We start from the raw sequence: 16842 nt of genomic DNA on the forward strand, positions 1-16842 counted from the left end.
TGAGGCTTGTGATGTGCTTCTTGCTGTGCCGGTAACTCCGGCGGCGTCCGATGGGTCCCGTCGGCTACGCGCTCTCCGCTATCTGGCGCGCCAGCCGCACGAGGCCGAGGTCCGACCCAGCCGGCCCCATCAGGGACAGCCCTAGCGGAGCGCCCGACCGGGAGGCGAGCGGGATCGACACCTGTGGCAGGCCGGACAGCACCGACAGGCAGAGCAGATTCAGGGCGTTGTTACGGTAATCGTTCAGCGACTCGTCACTCTCGGTAAGGAGCGGCGCGATATCGGGCATGGTTGGCAGGATGAGCACGGCGCCGTCGAGCAGGGCACCAAATCGCTTGCGGAAAGCGGCGCGGATCACCTGGGCTTCCGTAAACTGGTTGTCGGTCACGGCCCTGGAGAATTCGAACCGGTCGGCCACGCCGGGACCGAGAGGCGGTTTGTAGCGCTCGATCATGGGACCGTCGACGCTCCAAGCTTCCCGGCTCTGGATGTAGCGCATGGCCCAGTAGAGCGCTGTGAAGCCCTCCGTAGCCACATCGACCTCTTGAGGCTCGCCCAGCACGGCCTCGGTCTGGCGCAGGGCCGGCGCAAGCGCCTCACGCACCTCCCGGTGCAGCAGACCGAGGGCATCCCGTGCCAAGAGCACGCGGGGCTTCTGCGGCAGGGGCGTTTCATCCTCGCCCAGCAGCACCGCGCCCACCTGCTCGAACGTGGCGCCGTCCCGAGTGAAGTAACCGCAGGTGTCGAAGGACGGAGCGAGATCGTGGCAGAGTTCCAGGCTCACCCGGGCGTGGGTTGGTCGGATCCCGAATAGGCCGCAATGGTTGGCCGGTGCCCGCACGGAGCCGCCGGTATCGGTGCCAAGGGCGAAAGCGCACGACCCGTTCGATACGGCGGCCGCTGAGCCGGAGGAGGAGCCTCCCGGAATCCGGTCGGGCGCGCCGCCGTTCACCGGGGTGCCGAAATGGGCGTTCTTGCCGCTCATGGAAAAGGCCAGCTCGTCCGTGATGGTCTTGCCCACGAGACGCGCCCCGGCATCGAGGAGCTTCTGGACGGTGGGGGCCGTCCGGGTCTTGATTCCCGACAGGGCCAGCATGTGAGGCGATCCTGCGCTCGTCGGATAGCCCGCCACATCGAACAGATCCTTGGCGGCAAAGGTCAGGCCGGACAGCGGCCCTGCTGGCGCATGGGAAACCGGAACGGCCGGGTAAGGCATGAAGGCACGGGCGGGATCGCGGTCGAGAAGCATGAGCCTGGCACTTAAATGAACGAAGGAGGGGCGAATGTGTCATCCTCACCCAGGCATGAGCAAGGCAGGATTCGATGAACCTTGACAGTTTGTGTCTTTCTTCTCGATCGGATTGGCCCTAAATCCTCGCACGTTCTCGATTGAAGGGATGCCGTGATGGCGACAACATCGACGATCCGCTGGCTGGCTCTTGGAGCGGCGCTCGCCCTCGGGGCCCCGGCAGCTCAGGCGCAGCAGGCCCCGATCAAGATCGGCGAGCTGAATTCCTATGCGCAATGGGCGGCCTTCACGGTGCCCTACCGCAACGGCTGGCAGATGGCCCTGGACGAGATCAACGCCAAGGGCGGCGTGCTGGGCCGCAAGATCGAGATCGTCTCCCGCGACGACGGCGCCACCACCGGCAGCGCCACCCGCGTGGCGGACGAGCTCGTGAGCCGCGAAGGCGTCTCCCTGCTGTTCGGCTCGTTCCTGTCCAATGTCGGCGTCGCCATGGCCGACTACGCCAACCAGAAGAAGATCGTCTATATCGCGGCCGAGCCGCTCACCGATGCCGTGACGATGGCCCAAGGGAATCGTTACACCTTCCGCGTCCGGCCCAACAACTTCATGCAGGTCGGCATGCTGGTGGATCAGGCCAAGGCCTCTGGGGCCAAGCGCTGGGCCATCGTGGCGCCGAACTATGAATACGGGCAATCGGCAGCCGCCGTCTTCAAGCGCCTGATCCAGGAGCGCGTGCCGGGCGCTCAGATCGTCACCGAGCAATACCCGGCGCTCGGCAAGATCGAGGCCGGCGCCACCGCGTCCGCGATCGAGCAGGCCAAGCCCGACGGCATCTTCAACGTGCTCTTCGGCCCCGACCTCACCCAGTTCGTCCGCGAAGGCAACACCCGCGGCCTGTTCGAGGACGCAACCGTTCTGTCCCTTCTGACCGGCGAGCCCGAATGGCTCCTGCCGCTCAAGGACGAGGTGCCTGAAGGCTGGACCGTCACTGGCTATCCGTGGGACGAGGTCAAGGAGCCCAAACACAAAGCCTTCATCGACGCCTATCGCGCCAAGTACAACGACACGCCGCGCCTCGGCTCGCTGCTCGGCTACATGGTCATGACCATGATCCGCGATTCCATCGAGCGCGCCGGCTCCACCGACACGGACGCCATCATCAAGGCGCTAGAGGACGCGAAGTTCGACACCGTGATCGGACCGGTCACCATGCGCGGCATCGACAACCAGTCCACCATGGGCGCCTGGGTCGGCAAGCTCGTGCTCAAAGGTGCTGCCGGCGGCATGACGGACTGGACCTACAAGGACGGTGCCTCGTTCATGCCAACGGAGGCCGAGGTGAAGGCGGTTCGGAAGGACTAGCAGCTTGCTGGCGCTGGACCCCGCTTTCCTCGCCGTTCAGGCCCTCAGCGGCCTGTCCAGCGCCTCCTCGCTCTTCATCACCGCCTGCGGTCTGACGATCGTCTTCGGCGTCACGCGGATCGTGAATTTCGCGCACGGTTCGCTCTACATGATCGGCGCCTACACGGCCGCGACCCTGGTGCCGCGGTTGCTCGAACTGTCTTTCGGTCCTGTCACCTTCTGGGCCGGCATCCTGGCCTCGGCGATCGTCGTCGGGCTTATTGGCGTGATCATTGAGGTCCTGCTCCTGCGGCGCATCTACGGCGCGCCGGAGTTGTTCCAGCTGCTTGCCACCTTCGGGGTCGTGCTGGTGGTGCAGGATCTGGTGGTGCAGGTCTTCGGCCCGCAGGACATTCTCGGGCCGCGCGCACCGGGACTGCGCGCGCCGGTCGAAATCCTCGGACGGCGCTTTCCATCCTATGAACTGGTGCTGATCGCCGCCGGTCCCATCGTGCTCGGCCTCGTCTGGTTGCTCCTGCGCAAGACGCGCTTCGGCGTTCTGGTGCGTGCGGCCACGCAGGACCGCGACATGGTGGCCTCGCTCGGCGTCAATCAGGCGCTACTGTTCACCGGCACGCTGTTTCTCGGCGCCTTCCTCGCTGGCCTCGGCGGCGCGCTCCAGATTCCGCGCGTTTCGGCCCATGCGGGCATGGATCTGTCGATCATCGCGGAGGCGTTCGTCGTCACCGTGGTCGGCGGCATGGGCAGCGTGCCAGGCGCTTTTCTCGCAGCGCTCATCATCGGGCAGCTGCAGGCCTTCGGCATCCTGGTCTTTCCGAAGAGCACGCTCGTCGTCGTCTTCCTGCTCATGGCCGTGGTGCTCGCGATCCGGCCCCATGGCTTTTTCGGCCGGGCCGAGATCGTCGGCGGAACGCATGCGGTAGGCATTGCCAGCCGGGCTCTCCTGCCCCGCCGTCATTTCATCCTGCTGGTCGTGATCGCCATTCTGGCCGGCATCCCGCTGGTTGCCGATGCGTATCTCCTGAAGGTCGCCACCGAGATCCTGATTTTCGCGCTCTTCGCCTTCAGCCTCCAACTCCTCATCGGCGTCGGTGGCGTCGTGAGCTTCGGCCATGCAGCCTTCTTTGGGCTCGGCGCTTATGGAGCGGCGCTCGCGGTCAAATGGTACGGAGTCTCGATGGAGGCGGCACTGCCGCTCGGGCTTGCACTGGCGGCCCTCGGAGCCGGCTTGGTTGGCGCCTTCGTGGTGCGCCTGTCCGGCATCTATCTCGCCATGATGACGTTGGCCGCAGCCCAGATCCTCTATGCGGTGGCGTTCCAGTGGGTCGAGGTCACTGGAGGCGACAACGGCATCGTCGGCGTGTGGCCTGCGCCTTGGGCCAGCGGACCCATTCCCTACTACCTCCTGACCGCCGCGCTGACCGTCGTGACGGTGCTGCTCCTGAAGCGCATCATCGACGCGCCGTTTGGCTACGCACTTCGGGCGGCACGCGACTCGGAAGCCCGCGCCGAGGCCATCGGCTTGAGCGTTCGTCAGCATCGCTGGCTTGCCTTCATCATCGCCGGTGCTGCGGCCGGGCTCGCCGGCGGGATCTACGCATTCTCCCGCGGCTCGGTGGATCCGAGCCTGCTCGGCATCTCCACCTCCGTGGATGCGCTCACCATGCTGCTGCTCGGCGGCATCCAGACCGTGATCGGGCCGCTCGTGGGTGCCGCAGCCTTGCACGCCCTGCGCGACTGGATCATGCCGATCACCTCGCTCTGGCGCCTGTTTCTGGGCCTGAGCATTATCGCCATGGTGCTCATCTTCCCGCGCGGCCTTGTGGGCACAATCCGCGACTGGTGGGGAGCACGGGCATGACGCTTCTTACTGTCAACGGCCTGCACAAATTCTTCGGCGGCGTGGTGGCGGCCCGCGACGTAACCTTCACGGTGGCGCGAGGCGAGATGCTGGCCATCATCGGACCCAACGGCGCCGGAAAATCCACCGTGTTCAACATGGTCGGCGGCCAGCTTAAGTCGGACCGCGGCAAGGTGCTGCTCGATGGGCATGATATCACCTACACCTCGCCGCAGAAGCGCTTCCGTCGCGGCGTGGGGCGCACCTTCCAGGTGGCGCAGACGTTCCTCTCCATGAGCGCTGCCGAGAACGTCCAGATGGCGCTGATCAGCTGCAACCGGCAGAGCAACCGCCTGTGGACCGCAGCCCGCGAGCGCCATCGGGACAAGGCCGTCGAATTGCTCTCGCGGGTCGGCATGGCTGAGGCGGCGGATGTGGCCTGCTCGGCGCTGGCCTACGGCGACGTGAAGCGGGTGGAACTCGCCATCGCGCTCGCCGGCCAGCCCAAGCTGCTCCTCATGGACGAGCCCACCGCCGGCATGGCTCCGCGCGAGCGGGCAGCGCTGATGGATCTCACCGCCTCCATTACCGAGTCCCAGGGCATCGGCGTTCTCTTCACTGAGCACGACATGGACGTGGTCTTCGGCCATGCGGCCCGGGTGCTGGTGCTCCTGCGCGGCCAGATCATCGCCGCAGGCAGTCCGGACGAGGTCCGTCAGGACGAGCAGGTCAAGCGCGCCTATCTGGGCGATGCACGCGCCCTGGAGCCCCTGAGAGGGATGAGCCCTGCATGAATGCGCCGCTTCTCGAGGTCTGGGATCTCTGCGCCTTCTATGGCCGCGCCCAGGTGCTGTTCGACCTGACCTTCCGGCTCCACGCCGGCGAGGTCATGGCCTTGGTGGGCCGCAACGGGGCTGGCAAGACCACGACCCTGAAGGCGATCATGGGCCTGGTCTCGGCCTCGGCCAGGCAGGCTACCTTCAAGGGGCAGTCCTTGGGCAGGCTGCCCACCTACAAGATCGCCCGGCTTGGCCTCGGCTACGTGCCCGAGGACCGGCGCATCTTCACCGATCTCACTGTCGCGGAGAATCTGGAGACGGGCCGCCGGCCCGCCTCCGCCGGCCGCTCGCCTTGGACGCCGGAGCGCCTGTTCCGGCTCTTTCCGAACTTGGCCGAGATGAGCGGGCGGCGCGGCAGCCAGATGTCCGGCGGCGAGCAGCAGATGCTGGCGATTGCCCGCACCCTCATGGGCAACCCGGATGCGATCCTGCTCGACGAGCCCTCCGAGGGCATCGCTCCGGTGATCGTCCAGATGATGGCCGAGGCGATCCGGGCTATGAAGGCGGAAGGTGTGGCCGTGCTGCTCTCCGAGCAGAACTGGGCCTTTGCGGCGGGCATCAGCGACCGGGCCTGCGTGATCGAGCGCGGCGAAATTCGCTTCCAGGGCTCCATGGCCGAGCTCATGGCGAACGAGGCCCTGAGAGCGGACACCCTGGGGGTCTAAGGCCGCCCGCTGCTGGAAACAAACGGAGCCCTTAAACCATTGACGGGGCGGACCGAAAGTCCGATATGCAGCCCATCCGGCGCAACCTCCTGCGCCCTATCCCAGAATCCGCACAAAGGAATTCCCGCTTCATGGGCGTCATCCATGTGACCGACCGGGCCGGCCAGCGCCACACCCTCGAGGCTGTCGAGGGCTGGCGGGTCATGGAGATCATCCGGGATTGGGGCCTGCCCATCGAGGGCCTGTGCGGCGGCGCCTGCGAATGCGCCACCTGCCATGTCTTCGTGGCCGAGGAGTGGATGGACAAGCTCTTTCCTCCCACCGAGGAGGAAGAGAACCAGCTCGACACGGTGGTGACGAAGCCCAGTTCCCGCCTGTCCTGCCAGATCCTGTGGACCCCCGAACTCGACGGCCTTGAGGTCACGCTAGCACCTAGCACCTGACCGACACCCTGCCACATTGCCAAGACGGAGAGGCCGTGCTTTCGAAAGGGCCTCTCGAAGGAGCCTGTTTATGACCGACCATATCGAAACGGATGTCGTCATCATCGGTGCCGGGCCCGTGGGCCTGTTCGCTGTGTTCGAACTCGGGCTCCTCGATATCAAATGCCACCTCATCGACATTCTGCCGAAAGTGGGCGGCCAGTGCGCCGAGCTCTATCCTGAGAAGCCGATCTACGACATTCCGGGCTTCCCGATGGTGACTGGCCAGGGGCTGGTCGACAACCTGATGGCGCAGATCGAGCCGTTCAACCCAACCTTCCATCTCAACGAGATGGTGGAGAGCCTGGAATCCATCGGCACGCCCGAGGCGCCCCTGTTCCGGGTCAGGACCTCCGAGAACGGCACGACGTTCGTGTGCAAGTCGGTGATCATCGCGGCGGGCGGCGGCTCGTTCCAGCCCAAGAAACCGCCCATCGACAACATCGATTCTTACGAGGGCACGAGCGTGTTCTATGCCGTGCGCAAGATGGAGATGTTCCGCAACAAGAAGGTGCTGATCGTCGGCGGCGGCGATTCCGCCCTCGACTGGACCGTGAACCTGCAGCCCATCGCCAAGCGCCTCACCCTGCTCCACCGCCGCGATGCCTTCCGCGCGGCGCCCCATACGGTGGAGAAGATGCGCTCCCTAGTCGCCTCCGGCGACATGGACCTTCACCTCGGTCAGGTGAGCGCGCTCAAGGGCGACAATCACGTGCTGGAAGGCGCCGTGATCCGCAAGGACGACGGCTCGGAACACCTCGTGGATTGCGACGTGATGCTGCCCTTCTTCGGGCTCACCATGAAGCTTGGCCCCATCGCCGAGTGGGGCCTGAACCTGCACGAGAATCTGATCCCGGTCGATACGGAGAAGTTCGAGACCAACGTTCCCGGTATCTTCGCCATCGGCGACATCAACACCTATCCGGGCAAGCTGAAGCTCATCCTCTCCGGCTTCCACGAGGGCGCGCTGGCGGCGCAGAAAGTGCACCGCTACGTGTATCCGGAAAAGAAGCTCCTGTTCCAATACACGACCTCGTCCACGAGCCTGCAGAAGAAGCTCGGCGTCGCGGCATAACAATGCACTTGGATCCGGCTCGCATCCTCTTGCGAAGCGGGCCGGATCCTGAAACTCTTGGCGGATGACGCATTCATCCGATCTCACCCTCGGCCACCGCGTGATGGCGATGATCGAGGATCTCGCCCAGCATACGGACGAGCCCGGCCGCATCACGCGGCTCTATCTGTCCACCGCCCATCGCAGGGCCGCCGAAGCGACGCTTGGCATGATGCAGGCCGCTGGACTCGACGCTCATATCGATGCGCTCGGCTCGGTCATCGGCCACATCGAAGGCACCGACCCTAACGCGCCCGCCCTTCTCATCGGCTCTCATATCGATTCCGTCGTCGATGCCGGCCGCTATGACGGCAATCTCGGCGTGGTGCTCGGCATCGCCGTGATCGAGGCTCTGCGCCAGCAGGGGATCACGCCTTCCTGTCCGATCGAGATCGTGGCCTTCGGGGACGAGGAGAACGTGCGTTTTCCGACCAATCTCTCCACCTCATCCGCGCTCGCCGGTCGCTTCAACCCGGCCTGGCTCGACGGCCGGGACCAGGACGGGATTGCGCTGCGTGATGCGCTGATCGCCTTCGGGGGCGATCCGGATGGCGCAACGACGCTCGCGCGCGACCCAGCGCACTATCGTGGCTATCTCGAGGTTCATATCGAACAGGGCCCGCAATTGGAGGCGAAGGACCTGCCGGTCGGCATTGTGTCCGCCATCAACGGCATCACCCGGGCCCGCGCTCACGTGATCGGCGAAGCAGGCCACGCAGGCACCGTGCCGATGACCATGCGCCGCGACGCGCTGGCGGCCGTGGCCGAGATGATCGGCATTGTGGAGCGTGCCGGCTCCACCCGCACCGACACGGTGGCGACCGTGGGCGTCGCCCAGGTGCAGCCCGGCGCGATCAATGTCATTCCCGCTCGCGTCGACTTCACCCTCGATGCGAGAGCGCCGGACGATGCGGTGCGCGAAGCCATGGTGCAGGACATCATGGCCGAGTGTCAGGCGGCGGCGCAAAGGCGCGGTGTTGAACTCGTCATCGAACCCTTCATGGATTCACCCGCAACGCCGATGGACAAGGGCCTGATCGAGCAGTTGGAGGCCGCCGTACGAGGCTTAGGCATCGAGCCGCTCCATCTTCCCTCTGGCGCAGGTCACGATGCGGTCGCGATGGCGAATCTCTGCCCATCGGCGATGCTCTTCGTGCGCTGCAAGGGCGGCATCAGCCACAACCCAGCGGAGTCGATCACGGTCGAGGATGCGGATACGGCTGCGCGTGTGCTGCTCGCGGCGGTCAAGCAGATTGCGACGTGAGATCCAGACTGCATCAGCCTTTCCACTCATCCGCCAACACCGCCCAGCGCTCGTGATCGCGCCACTCGCCGTTGATCTTCAGGTAGCGTGGTGAAAAACCCTCCTGGCGAAAGCCGAGGCGCTGCACGAGGGCGCGTGAGGGCTGGTTGGCGGGCTGGATATTCGCCTCGACCCGATGCAGCGCGAGGTCGTGGAAGGCGTGCGTGACCACGAGGCTCACCGCCTCCCTCATCAGCCCTCGCCCGTTCATGCCGGCCATGCCGTAATAGCCCATATAGGCGCTCTGAAAGAAGCCGCGCACGATCTCGCTCAGGTTCACCACGCCGACGATGCGCCCGCTCTCCCGCTCGCGGGCGATGAAGCCGATGGAGCGCTCCCCGTCGCAGCGGGTGAGGTAACCGAGGAAGCTCGCATGATCGCGGCAAGGCGACACCCAAGGCTCGTGCAGGTCAATGCTGGCAAGGTTGGCCGTCACCAACTCGGCGCCATCCGAGGCTTGAACGGGGTGAATCGAAACGCGTGACAACATGAGGTTCATTCCGGCTTCAGGAACCATGGCATAGACTTGCCGTTGTCGTCAGCCCCTCCTCGAACTATAAGGAATGGACCATGCGATCCATCGTTCTCCCCGCTTTCGCTCTTGCTCTCGGTGCAGGCTTCTTCGCCGCTCCCCAGGAGGCTCATGCGCGGTTCAGCCCCGAGCAGATCCAGGTGCCATCGCTCGTCGACAATGTGGCCTGCGTGACGCGCCGCATTCGCACCGTGCGCCCGAACGGCCGCGTGGTCTATCGCACCGTCCGTAACTGCGGCGTTCCCGCCTGGCAGCGTCGGGTGGATCGCTGCCGCACCATCCGCGAGCGCATCGTGCGCGCGAACGGCAACGTGGTCTACCGCACCGTTCGCCGCTGCCGCTGATCGGCACCGCCTCCAACAATCAAAGGCCCGGGATCTCCGGGCCTTTTTCGCTTATTCCAGCTCGCCGATGGCGCTCTCGACCGCTTCGACGACGGCGCCGGAGCGCACGAGGTCGAGGGCTTGACGCATTTCGGTGGCGTACCACCGGTCGCCGTCGAGGGCCGGCGGAATGACGGCGCGGATCGCCTCCATGGCGGCGCGCGAGCCCTTGCCCAGCGGGTGGTCGCCCGCGAGCGGCTCGACCAGCGTCAGCGCCTGGGCCGCCATCAGCAACTCACCTGCCACGATCTGCTCCACGTTCTCCACGATGGTGCGGGCTTTCCGCCCGCACCAGGTGGAGTTGGAGATGTGATCCTCAGCATTCGACTTGCCGGGGATCGAGTCGACCGAGCCCGGCGTCGCCAGTCCGCGGTTTTCCATGACCAGCGCCGACATCGAGCACTGCACCGTGGCGAAGCCCGTGTTGAGACCGCGCTTGCCAGCGAGCAGGTTGCGCGGCAGGCCATAGGACATCGTGGGATCGATGAGGCGCGCGAGGCGCCGCTCGGAGATGCTGCCGAGATCCGCCATGGCGATGGCCAGAAAATCCATGGCCTGCGCCATGTACTGCCCGTGGAAGTGACCGCCCGAGATCGACACATAGCCACCCTGCCCGTCATCGAAGATGAGCGGATTGTCAGTGGCGGAGTTCATTTCCGTGCCGATGATGCGCTCGACATATTCCAGCGCCTCGATCACGGGCCCATGAACCTGCGGCGTGCAGCGCAGGGAATAAACATCCTGCACGCGCGGCGATGCAGGCTGGCCGGGCTGACGCGGCTCGTCCGGGAAGACGATGTCTCGCGCCGATTGCGAGCAGCGCTTCGTGCCCTCCAGAATGCGCAGGAGGTTGCGTGCGACCTTGCCCTGACCGGGATGCGGACGGGCCTTGTGCACACGCGGATCGAAGGCCGCCAACTCGCCGCGCATGGCCTCCAGCGACAGGCACATGGCGATGTCGGCATGTTTCAGCAGGCGGCGCGCATCGTGGGTCGCGAGAGCACCGAGCGCGAGCGACGTGGTCGAGCCGTTGATGAGCGCCGACGCATCCTTGGCCCCGAGTTCGAAATCGGGATCGAATCCCGCGAGGCGAATGGCGTCGCGCGCCGGCATGACGCGGCCCTGATAGATCATGTCGGCTTCGTCGAAACCGCAGATGGCGCCGGCCATGTGCGCCAGCGGCGCGAGATCACCCGAGGCACCGACGGAGCCTTTCTGCGGGATCACGGGATGAAGGCCCGCATTGAGGAACGCGATGAGCCGCTCGACGAGCTCGACCTGCGGGCCGGAATAGTTCGACGCGAAGGCATTGGCGCGCAGCAGCATCATGGCGCGCGTCACGTCCTCGGCGAAGGGCTCGCCAACGCCGGTGGCATGCGCATAGACGGTCTTGCGCTGGTAGGCGGCCATGTCGCTGATGAGGACGCGCTGATCCTTGAATAGGCCGACGCCGGTGTTGAAGGCATACATGAGCGGCGCGTCGTCATGCATCCAGGTGCGGTCGATGTAATCCCGCGTCGCGGCGATCCGCTCACGGGCCTCGGGAGCCAGGGCTGCCTGCGCGTAGGCCCCTTGAGCATCGCGGCGCGCCACGCGCACCACGTCCTGAATGCCGAGAGTAGCCCCGTCGAGCTTGACCGTCATCGCTGTTCCTCACGTTGATGCAAAAGGGATACCGGGGCTTTGCAGGCGGCGCAACCGCCGCCTGGGGACGCGCCTGTCAAACAGCCAGCACCTTGGGGCCCGCAGCGTGAGCTGCGAGCCTGTGCGGTGATCGAGGGTGGCGCGACTGGCATCCCGGCTCGATGATGGATGGTGAGAAGGAAGAGCCAGGATGCCTCTTCGCGCACGGCTTCTTTAGGCGGACAGGCGGGACCAGCCCGGTGACCGTTCCAGGCGTTGCCCGTCTGCTCGACGGGGGCCTGGAACCGATTCCGACCACCGGCCCACAGCCTGGGCCTCCTGTCGGTGCAGCGTGCGAGGCTGCACCACAGGACCGTGTCTGCTCCCACACTGCGACGCCTCGCGAGCGCGCCCCTCGACAGGAGCAGATCTGCACAACGATATAGCCGAGGTTAGGAGAATTGTCAAGAACAAAATAGGAACATAAACGCGCGCTGCCCTCCCCCCTTCGTGGGAGAGGGAACGCCCGCGCCCTATCCTGCCCACGATCCCGGATCTTCGCTGCGTTGCGTCCGGAATGACGGGTGGGAGGATAGCACCGGTCCATAACGAAAAGGCCCCGGCTGTGCCGAGGCCTTACATTTGCATTGGTAGAGGGAAATCGCGATCACACCCGACCCAGACGCTTCGTGGTCTGCGGGTCGAAGAGGTGGACGTTTCCGGGGTCGACCGCCAGCGTGAGCTTGCGCGTATCCGCCGGAAGCTGGCCGGTCGAGGCCTGCACGATGAATTCGGCGCCGGCGACCTTGCCGTGGAAGAGCTGGGTGGCGCCGAGCTCTTCGACGAAGTCCACATCCATGGTGAGCGAGCTCGTGCCAACGCCGCCGGCCTGCACGTCCTCGGGGCGCAGGCCCACCTCGATGGCGGAGCCGGGGATGAGGCCCTCGCGCATGTCGGTGACGGCGATGGACTGCCCGCCGACGGAGACGCGGCCGGGGCCTTCCACTTGGCCAGGCAGGATGTTCATGGGCGGCGAGCCGATGAAGGTGGCGACGAATCGGGTCTCGGGGCGGCGGTACACCTCCGAGGGGGTGCCGACCTGCTCGATCTGGCCGCCGGACATCACCACGAGCTTGTCGGACAGCGTCATCGCCTCGACCTGATCGTGGGTAACGTAGATCGATGTGACGCCGAGGGCGCGCTGGAGGCGCTTGATCTCCACGCGCATCTGCACGCGCAGCTTGGCGTCCAGGTTGGAGAGCGGCTCGTCGAAGAGGAACACCTGGGGCTTGCGCACGATGGCGCGGCCCATGGCGACGCGCTGGCGCTGGCCGCCGGAGAGCTGGCGCGGCTTGCGAGCCAGGAACGTCTCGATGGCGAGGATGCGGGCGGCCTCATTGACGCGCTTCTCGATCTCGTCCTTGGGCGTGCCGCGGTTCTTCAGGCCATAAGCCATGTTGTCGTAGACGCTCATGTGCGGATAGAGCGCGTAGTTCTGGAACACCATGGCGATGTCGCGGTCGGCGGGTTCGACCTGGTTCACCACCCGGTCGCCGATCTTCACCTCGCCGCCCGAGATGGTCTCGAGCCCGGCGATCATGCGCAGCAGCGTGGACTTGCCACAGCCCGACGGGCCGACGAGCACGCAGAAGGAGCCGTCCTCGATGCCGAGCGATACGCCCTTCACGGCCTCCACATTGCCCGCGTAGATCTTCCTGACCGTATCCAGCGTCACCCCTGCCATCGTACTCTTCCTTTTAACCGTGGCCCGTTCGGCTCAAAGCGTCGGGCGAAAATCGTTGAAGCTTTTAAGAAAGAGCCCTCACGGCTTCCGACCGCGAGGGCTAAGCGCCGGTCGGCGCGTCATTTCTCCGTTTCGACGAGACCCTTCACGAAGAGCCTCTGCATGAAGATCACCACGAGCACCGGCGGGAGCATGGCCAGCACGGCGGTGGTCATCGCAACATTCCACTCGGTCAAGGCATCCGTGGTGGTGATCATCATCTTGATGCCGATGACGATGGTCTGCATCGAGCTCTTGGTCGTGATCAGCAACGGCCAGAGATACTGGTTCCAGCCGTAGATGAACTGGATCACGAACAGCGCCGCGATCGTCGTCATGGAGAGCGGAAGCAGCGTGTCCTTGAAGAAGCGGAACGCGCCTGCGCCGTCGATCTTCGACGCCTCAAGCAGTTCGTCCGGGATCGTCATGAAGAACTGCCGGAAGAGCAGCGTGCCGGTGGCGGACGCGATGAGCGGCATGACGAGACCCGTATAGGTATCGAGCAGCCCCAGATCCGCGACGATCTTGTAGGTCGGGTAGATACGCACCTCGACGGGCAGCATCAGGGTGATGAAGATGATCCAGAACGCGGTCTTGCGGAACGGGAACTTGAAATACACCACCGCAAAGGCCGAGAGGATCGAAATCAGGATCTTTCCGATCGCGATCCCCAGCGCCATGATCATCGAATTGAGCATCATGCCGCCGACGGGCTGGCGGGCATGCATGCCACCATAGAGCAGCGTCCGGGTGTAGTTCTCATCGGCCTGGTTACCGGGCACCAGCGGCATGTTGCCGTTGATGATGGTTGCCGTGTCGAAGGTGGATGCCATGACGGCCAGGTAGACGGGAAAGGCCACGATGACGACGCCAAGCGCGAGCGTCAGGTAGGCCATGAATTGGGCGAAGGGACGATTCTCGACCATCAGTATTGGACCTTGCGCTCGACATAACGGAACTGGATGGCAGTCAGCGCGATCACGATGATCATCAGGATCACCGACTGGGCAGCCGAGCCGCCGAGATCGCCGCCGAGACGGCCGTCCGCATAAACCTTGTAGACAAGGGTCGTGGTCTGCCCGGCCGGCCCGCCGCCCGTCACGGCATCGATGATGCCGAACGTGTCGAAGAACACGTAGACGACGTTGACCACGAGCAGGAAGAACGTGGTGGGCGACAGGAGCGGGAAGATCACCGTCCAGAAGCGGCGCAGGGGACCGGCGCCGTCGATGGCGGCCGCCTCGATCACGCTCTTCGGGATCGCCTGCAGACCCGCCAGGAAGAACAGGAAGTTGTAGCTGATCTGCTTCCAGGTGGCCGAGAGCACCAGAAGCGTCATGGCGTGGTTGGCATTCAGCATCGGGTTCCAGTCGATGCCGATCGCCTTGATCGGCTTCGAGAGCGTGCCGAGCGTCGGGTGGAACATGAAGAGCCACAGCACGCCCGCGATGGCGGGAGCCACCGCATAGGGCCAGATCAGAAAGGTCTTGAAGGCTTGCCCGCCGCGAATGTTCTTGTCGGCCTGGGTGGCCAGCAGGAGCGCGCAGGCGAGAGAGAAGAAAGCCACCAGCGACGAGAAGATCGCCGTCGTGACCATGGCCCGGTAATATTCTGGCTGCTCGAACAGCGAGACGTAATTCTCGAAGCCGACGAATTCGGACGCGAGGCCAAAGGCGTCTTCCCGCAGGAAGGACTGCCAGATGGCCTGGGAGGCCGGCCAGTAGAAGAAGATGACGGTGATCGCCATCTGCGGAAGGATCAGCAGGAGCGGTAGCGTCCAACCTGAAATGTGAGCTCGTTTTTCCATCGCGTTTGCGGCTGTCCGAGGATGGGGCAGATGACGGCAGCAACCGGTCTGCGAGGGTGATCTATAAGATCATCCCGGGAAGCGTCTTCAAGCTTCCCGGGATGAGTTCGTGGTGAGTATCAGGTCAGCTTAGCGAACGGTACGCTCGAACTGACGCAGGATCTGGTTGGAGCGGGTCACGGCCGTATCGAGAGCGTCCTTGGCGGGCTTCTGACCGGCAAGAGCAGCCTCGATCTCCTCGGAGATCACGTCGCGGATCTGCACCATGTTGCCGAAGCGCAGACCACGGGAGTTCTCGGTCGGCTCCTTGTTGGTCAGCTCGATCAGCGCCATCTGGAGAGCGGGGTTCTTCTCATAGAAGCCCGAAGCCTTGGTCTTCTCGTAGGCCGCCTTGGTGATCGGGAGATAGCCCGATTCCTGGTGCAGCTTCGCCTGACGGTCCGTGTCGGACAGGAAGGTGAAGAACTTCGCCACGCCCTTGTACTCGTCGGCCTTCTTGCCGCCCATGACCCACAGGGAAGCACCACCGATGATGGAGTTCTGCGGAGCGCCCTGGACGTCCGGGTAATACGGCATCGGCGCATTGGCCCAATCGAACTTCGCGTTGGCCTTCACGTTGCCGTAGAAGCCCGAAGAGGTCAGGAAGATCGCGCATTCACCGGAGGTGAAGCGGCCCTCAGACTTCGAGTCGCGGCCCGAATAGTCGTAGGTCTTGTCCTTCTGCAGGTCCACGAGGTTCTGCAGGTGCTTCACGTGCTGCGGAGAGTTGAACTTCATCTCCGTGTCGAAGCCGTCGAGACCGTTGGCCTTGGTGGCCATCGGGATGTTGTGCCAGGCCGAGAACTGCTCGACATTGGCCCAGGACGCCCAGGCGTTCGAGAAGCCGCAGGTGTCGTGGCCGGCGGCCTTGAGCTTCTTGGCGGCGTCGAACACCTGAGGCCAGGTCTTCGGGATCTCGGCGACGCCGGCCTTCTTCAGCTCGTCCTTATTGATCCACATGACCATCGAGGAGGAGTTGAAGGGCATGGAGAGCATCTCGCCCTTGGCCGTGGAATAGTAGCCGGTGATGGCCGGGAGGTAGGCATTCGGATCGAACTTCTCGCCCGCTTCCTTCATCATCTCCTGGACCGGCTTGATCGCGCCGCGGGCGCCCATCATGGTCGCCGTTCCGACTTCGAACACCTGCAGGATGTGGGGAGCGTTGCCCGCGCGGAACGCGGCGATGCCGGCGTTCAGGGTGTCGGCGTACTGGCCCTTGTAGCTGACGACGACCTTGTAGTCCTTCTGGGAAGCGTTGAAATCTTCAGCCAGCTTGTTCACGACGTCGTTGTTGGCGCCGGTCATGGCATGCCACCACTGAATCTCCGTCTGGGCGAAAGCGGAGGTGCTCGTCGCAAGGCCGAGGGCCAGGGCGCCGAGGAGCGACTTCTTCATCATTCTAATCTCTCCCGTATCATCCCGTCTGGGACGTTCTTGTCGTTCACCATCCTGGCGTTAAGCCCGGATGACGGTTCTATGACGAAACCATGACAATCATAGCCGGCTTCAAAATGGAAGCCCTTTCATACAAAAGGCTTAATGGCCGATCTTGGGAACAGGCCGAAGCGCCTCTTCGTTGAGGGAGTAACCGAACGGAAGAACCGCATGTCCCAGATGATCACAGCCCTGTTCAGGGATCCCGCCCAGGCCCGCCAGGCACTCCAGTCCCTGCTCGAGATGGGAATCGCCCAGCACAGGATCGTCGCCGTCGGCACCGAAGATGCCCGCGAGATCTCCTCGATCTCCGGCTTTCGCACCCTCTCGGCCCGGGACGATTCCGTGGAAGCCCTCCGCTGACCAGGCCGGATGCAGCGTCACATG

The 16842-nt window shown here is 64.6% G+C and carries 16 protein-coding genes; 9 read left to right on the plus strand and 7 right to left on the minus strand.

The genetic code is table 11. The annotated features are described in order from the left end of the window. Positions 1-64 precede the first annotated feature (64 nt). Positions 65-1249, minus strand: coding sequence for an amidase (locus tag I2H36_RS09460; protein WP_196263654.1), 1185 nt, complete (start codon positions 1247-1249; stop codon positions 65-67). Positions 1250-1405: 156 nt separating this feature from the next. On the opposite strand from I2H36_RS09460, the gene I2H36_RS09465 reads away from it, so the two are divergent. The 7 genes from I2H36_RS09465 (at position 1406) to I2H36_RS09495 (ending at position 8815) form a co-directional block, all read left to right on the plus strand. Continuing rightward, positions 1406-2611 carry an ABC transporter substrate-binding protein gene (locus I2H36_RS09465; protein WP_196263655.1) on the plus strand — a complete coding sequence of 402 codons (1206 nt, stop codon included), beginning with the start codon at positions 1406-1408 and terminating at the stop codon, positions 2609-2611. A gap of 4 nt (positions 2612-2615) precedes the next feature. Beyond that, positions 2616-4472 carry an ABC transporter permease gene (locus I2H36_RS09470; protein ID WP_246718738.1) on the plus strand — a complete coding sequence of 619 codons (1857 nt, stop codon included), beginning with the start codon at positions 2616-2618 and terminating at the stop codon, positions 4470-4472. Next, positions 4469-5245: an ABC transporter ATP-binding protein gene (locus I2H36_RS09475; RefSeq protein WP_196263656.1), complete on the plus strand. Its 777-nt coding sequence runs from the start codon at positions 4469-4471 to the stop codon at positions 5243-5245. Before I2H36_RS09470 ends, I2H36_RS09475 begins: the two co-directional genes overlap by 4 nt. Continuing rightward, on the plus strand, positions 5242-5955 hold the full coding sequence (locus I2H36_RS09480) for an ABC transporter ATP-binding protein (protein WP_196263657.1): 714 nt from the start codon (positions 5242-5244) through the stop codon (positions 5953-5955). The genes I2H36_RS09475 and I2H36_RS09480 overlap by 4 nt, the downstream gene beginning before the upstream one ends. Before the next feature lie 131 nt (positions 5956-6086). Next, positions 6087-6398: a 2Fe-2S iron-sulfur cluster-binding protein gene (locus I2H36_RS09485; protein ID WP_196263658.1), complete on the plus strand. Its 312-nt coding sequence runs from the start codon at positions 6087-6089 to the stop codon at positions 6396-6398. A gap of 70 nt (positions 6399-6468) precedes the next feature. Continuing rightward, a complete protein-coding gene (locus tag I2H36_RS09490; RefSeq protein ID WP_196263659.1) occupies positions 6469-7512 on the plus strand; it encodes an NAD(P)/FAD-dependent oxidoreductase in 1044 nt (347 codons plus the stop codon). 64 nt (positions 7513-7576) lie between these two features. Continuing rightward, entirely contained in the window at positions 7577-8815 is a 1239-nt protein-coding gene (locus tag I2H36_RS09495; protein ID WP_196263660.1) for an allantoate amidohydrolase, read from the plus strand. 13 nt (positions 8816-8828) lie between these two features. Here the strand turns inward: I2H36_RS09495 and I2H36_RS09500 are convergent, their stop codons facing one another. Beyond that, on the minus strand, positions 8829-9344 hold the full coding sequence (locus I2H36_RS09500; protein WP_196263661.1) for a GNAT family N-acetyltransferase: 516 nt from the start codon (positions 9342-9344) through the stop codon (positions 8829-8831). Positions 9345-9424: 80 nt separating this feature from the next. Here I2H36_RS09500 and I2H36_RS09505 point away from each other — a divergent pair, with 80 nt between their 5' ends. Then, a complete protein-coding gene (locus tag I2H36_RS09505) occupies positions 9425-9730 on the plus strand; it encodes a hypothetical protein (RefSeq protein ID WP_196263662.1) in 306 nt (101 codons plus the stop codon). 51 nt (positions 9731-9781) lie between these two features. Here I2H36_RS09505 and I2H36_RS09510 read toward each other — a convergent pair whose 3' ends face one another. From I2H36_RS09510 to ugpB, 5 genes are all read right to left on the minus strand, one after another. Next, positions 9782-11413, minus strand: a complete 1632-nt coding sequence (locus I2H36_RS09510) for an HAL/PAL/TAL family ammonia-lyase (RefSeq protein ID WP_196263663.1) — start codon at positions 11411-11413, stop codon at positions 9782-9784. Positions 11414-12059: 646 nt separating this feature from the next. Continuing rightward, positions 12060-13136 carry a sn-glycerol-3-phosphate import ATP-binding protein UgpC gene (locus I2H36_RS09515; RefSeq protein WP_196263664.1) on the minus strand — a complete coding sequence of 359 codons (1077 nt, stop codon included), beginning with the start codon at positions 13134-13136 and terminating at the stop codon, positions 12060-12062. Between the two features lie 119 nt (positions 13137-13255). Next, positions 13256-14101: a sn-glycerol-3-phosphate ABC transporter permease UgpE gene (gene ugpE / locus I2H36_RS09520; protein WP_196263665.1), complete on the minus strand. Its 846-nt coding sequence runs from the start codon at positions 14099-14101 to the stop codon at positions 13256-13258. Next, complete coding sequence (gene ugpA, locus I2H36_RS09525) at positions 14101-14982, minus strand: sn-glycerol-3-phosphate ABC transporter permease UgpA (RefSeq protein ID WP_196263666.1); 882 nt, start codon at positions 14980-14982, stop codon at positions 14101-14103. The genes ugpE and ugpA overlap by 1 nt, the downstream gene beginning before the upstream one ends. A gap of 129 nt (positions 14983-15111) precedes the next feature. Next, positions 15112-16419 (minus strand): sn-glycerol-3-phosphate ABC transporter substrate-binding protein UgpB, encoded by a 1308-nt coding sequence (ugpB, locus tag I2H36_RS09530; RefSeq protein WP_425523297.1) that lies wholly within the window; start codon positions 16417-16419, stop codon positions 15112-15114. Positions 16420-16626: 207 nt separating this feature from the next. Here ugpB and I2H36_RS09535 point away from each other — a divergent pair, with 207 nt between their 5' ends. After that, positions 16627-16818: a hypothetical protein gene (locus tag I2H36_RS09535; protein WP_196263667.1), complete on the plus strand. Its 192-nt coding sequence runs from the start codon at positions 16627-16629 to the stop codon at positions 16816-16818. Positions 16819-16842: the final 24 nt, after the last annotated feature.

This window comes from Microvirga terrestris (genome assembly GCF_015694425.1).
GTDB lineage: Bacteria > Pseudomonadota > Alphaproteobacteria > Rhizobiales > Beijerinckiaceae > Microvirga > Microvirga terrestris.

What these genes read in the sequence shown, in the direction of transcription:
- I2H36_RS09515 (WP_196263664.1), bottom strand. Translation starts at nt 13,136, where the DNA reads ATGGCAGGGGTGACGCTGGATACGGTCAGGAAGATCTACGCGGGCAAT.
- I2H36_RS09460 (WP_196263654.1), bottom strand. Translation starts at nt 1,249, where the DNA reads ATGCTTCTCGACCGCGATCCCGCCCGTGCCTTCATGCCTTACCCGGCC.
- ugpE (WP_196263665.1), bottom strand. Translation starts at nt 14,101, where the DNA reads ATGGTCGAGAATCGTCCCTTCGCCCAATTCATGGCCTACCTGACGCTC.
- I2H36_RS09505 (WP_196263662.1), top strand. Translation starts at nt 9,425, where the DNA reads ATGCGATCCATCGTTCTCCCCGCTTTCGCTCTTGCTCTCGGTGCAGGC.
- I2H36_RS09465 (WP_196263655.1), top strand. Translation starts at nt 1,406, where the DNA reads ATGGCGACAACATCGACGATCCGCTGGCTGGCTCTTGGAGCGGCGCTC.
- I2H36_RS09475 (WP_196263656.1), top strand. Translation starts at nt 4,469, where the DNA reads ATGACGCTTCTTACTGTCAACGGCCTGCACAAATTCTTCGGCGGCGTG.
- I2H36_RS09495 (WP_196263660.1), top strand. Translation starts at nt 7,577, where the DNA reads ATGACGCATTCATCCGATCTCACCCTCGGCCACCGCGTGATGGCGATG.
- I2H36_RS09500 (WP_196263661.1), bottom strand. Translation starts at nt 9,344, where the DNA reads ATGTTGTCACGCGTTTCGATTCACCCCGTTCAAGCCTCGGATGGCGCC.
- I2H36_RS09535 (WP_196263667.1), top strand. Translation starts at nt 16,627, where the DNA reads ATGTCCCAGATGATCACAGCCCTGTTCAGGGATCCCGCCCAGGCCCGC.
- I2H36_RS09510 (WP_196263663.1), bottom strand. Translation starts at nt 11,413, where the DNA reads ATGACGGTCAAGCTCGACGGGGCTACTCTCGGCATTCAGGACGTGGTG.
- I2H36_RS09485 (WP_196263658.1), top strand. Translation starts at nt 6,087, where the DNA reads ATGGGCGTCATCCATGTGACCGACCGGGCCGGCCAGCGCCACACCCTC.
- ugpA (WP_196263666.1), bottom strand. Translation starts at nt 14,982, where the DNA reads ATGGAAAAACGAGCTCACATTTCAGGTTGGACGCTACCGCTCCTGCTG.
- I2H36_RS09480 (WP_196263657.1), top strand. Translation starts at nt 5,242, where the DNA reads ATGAATGCGCCGCTTCTCGAGGTCTGGGATCTCTGCGCCTTCTATGGC.
- I2H36_RS09490 (WP_196263659.1), top strand. Translation starts at nt 6,469, where the DNA reads ATGACCGACCATATCGAAACGGATGTCGTCATCATCGGTGCCGGGCCC.
- ugpB (WP_425523297.1), bottom strand. Translation starts at nt 16,419, where the DNA reads ATGATGAAGAAGTCGCTCCTCGGCGCCCTGGCCCTCGGCCTTGCGACG.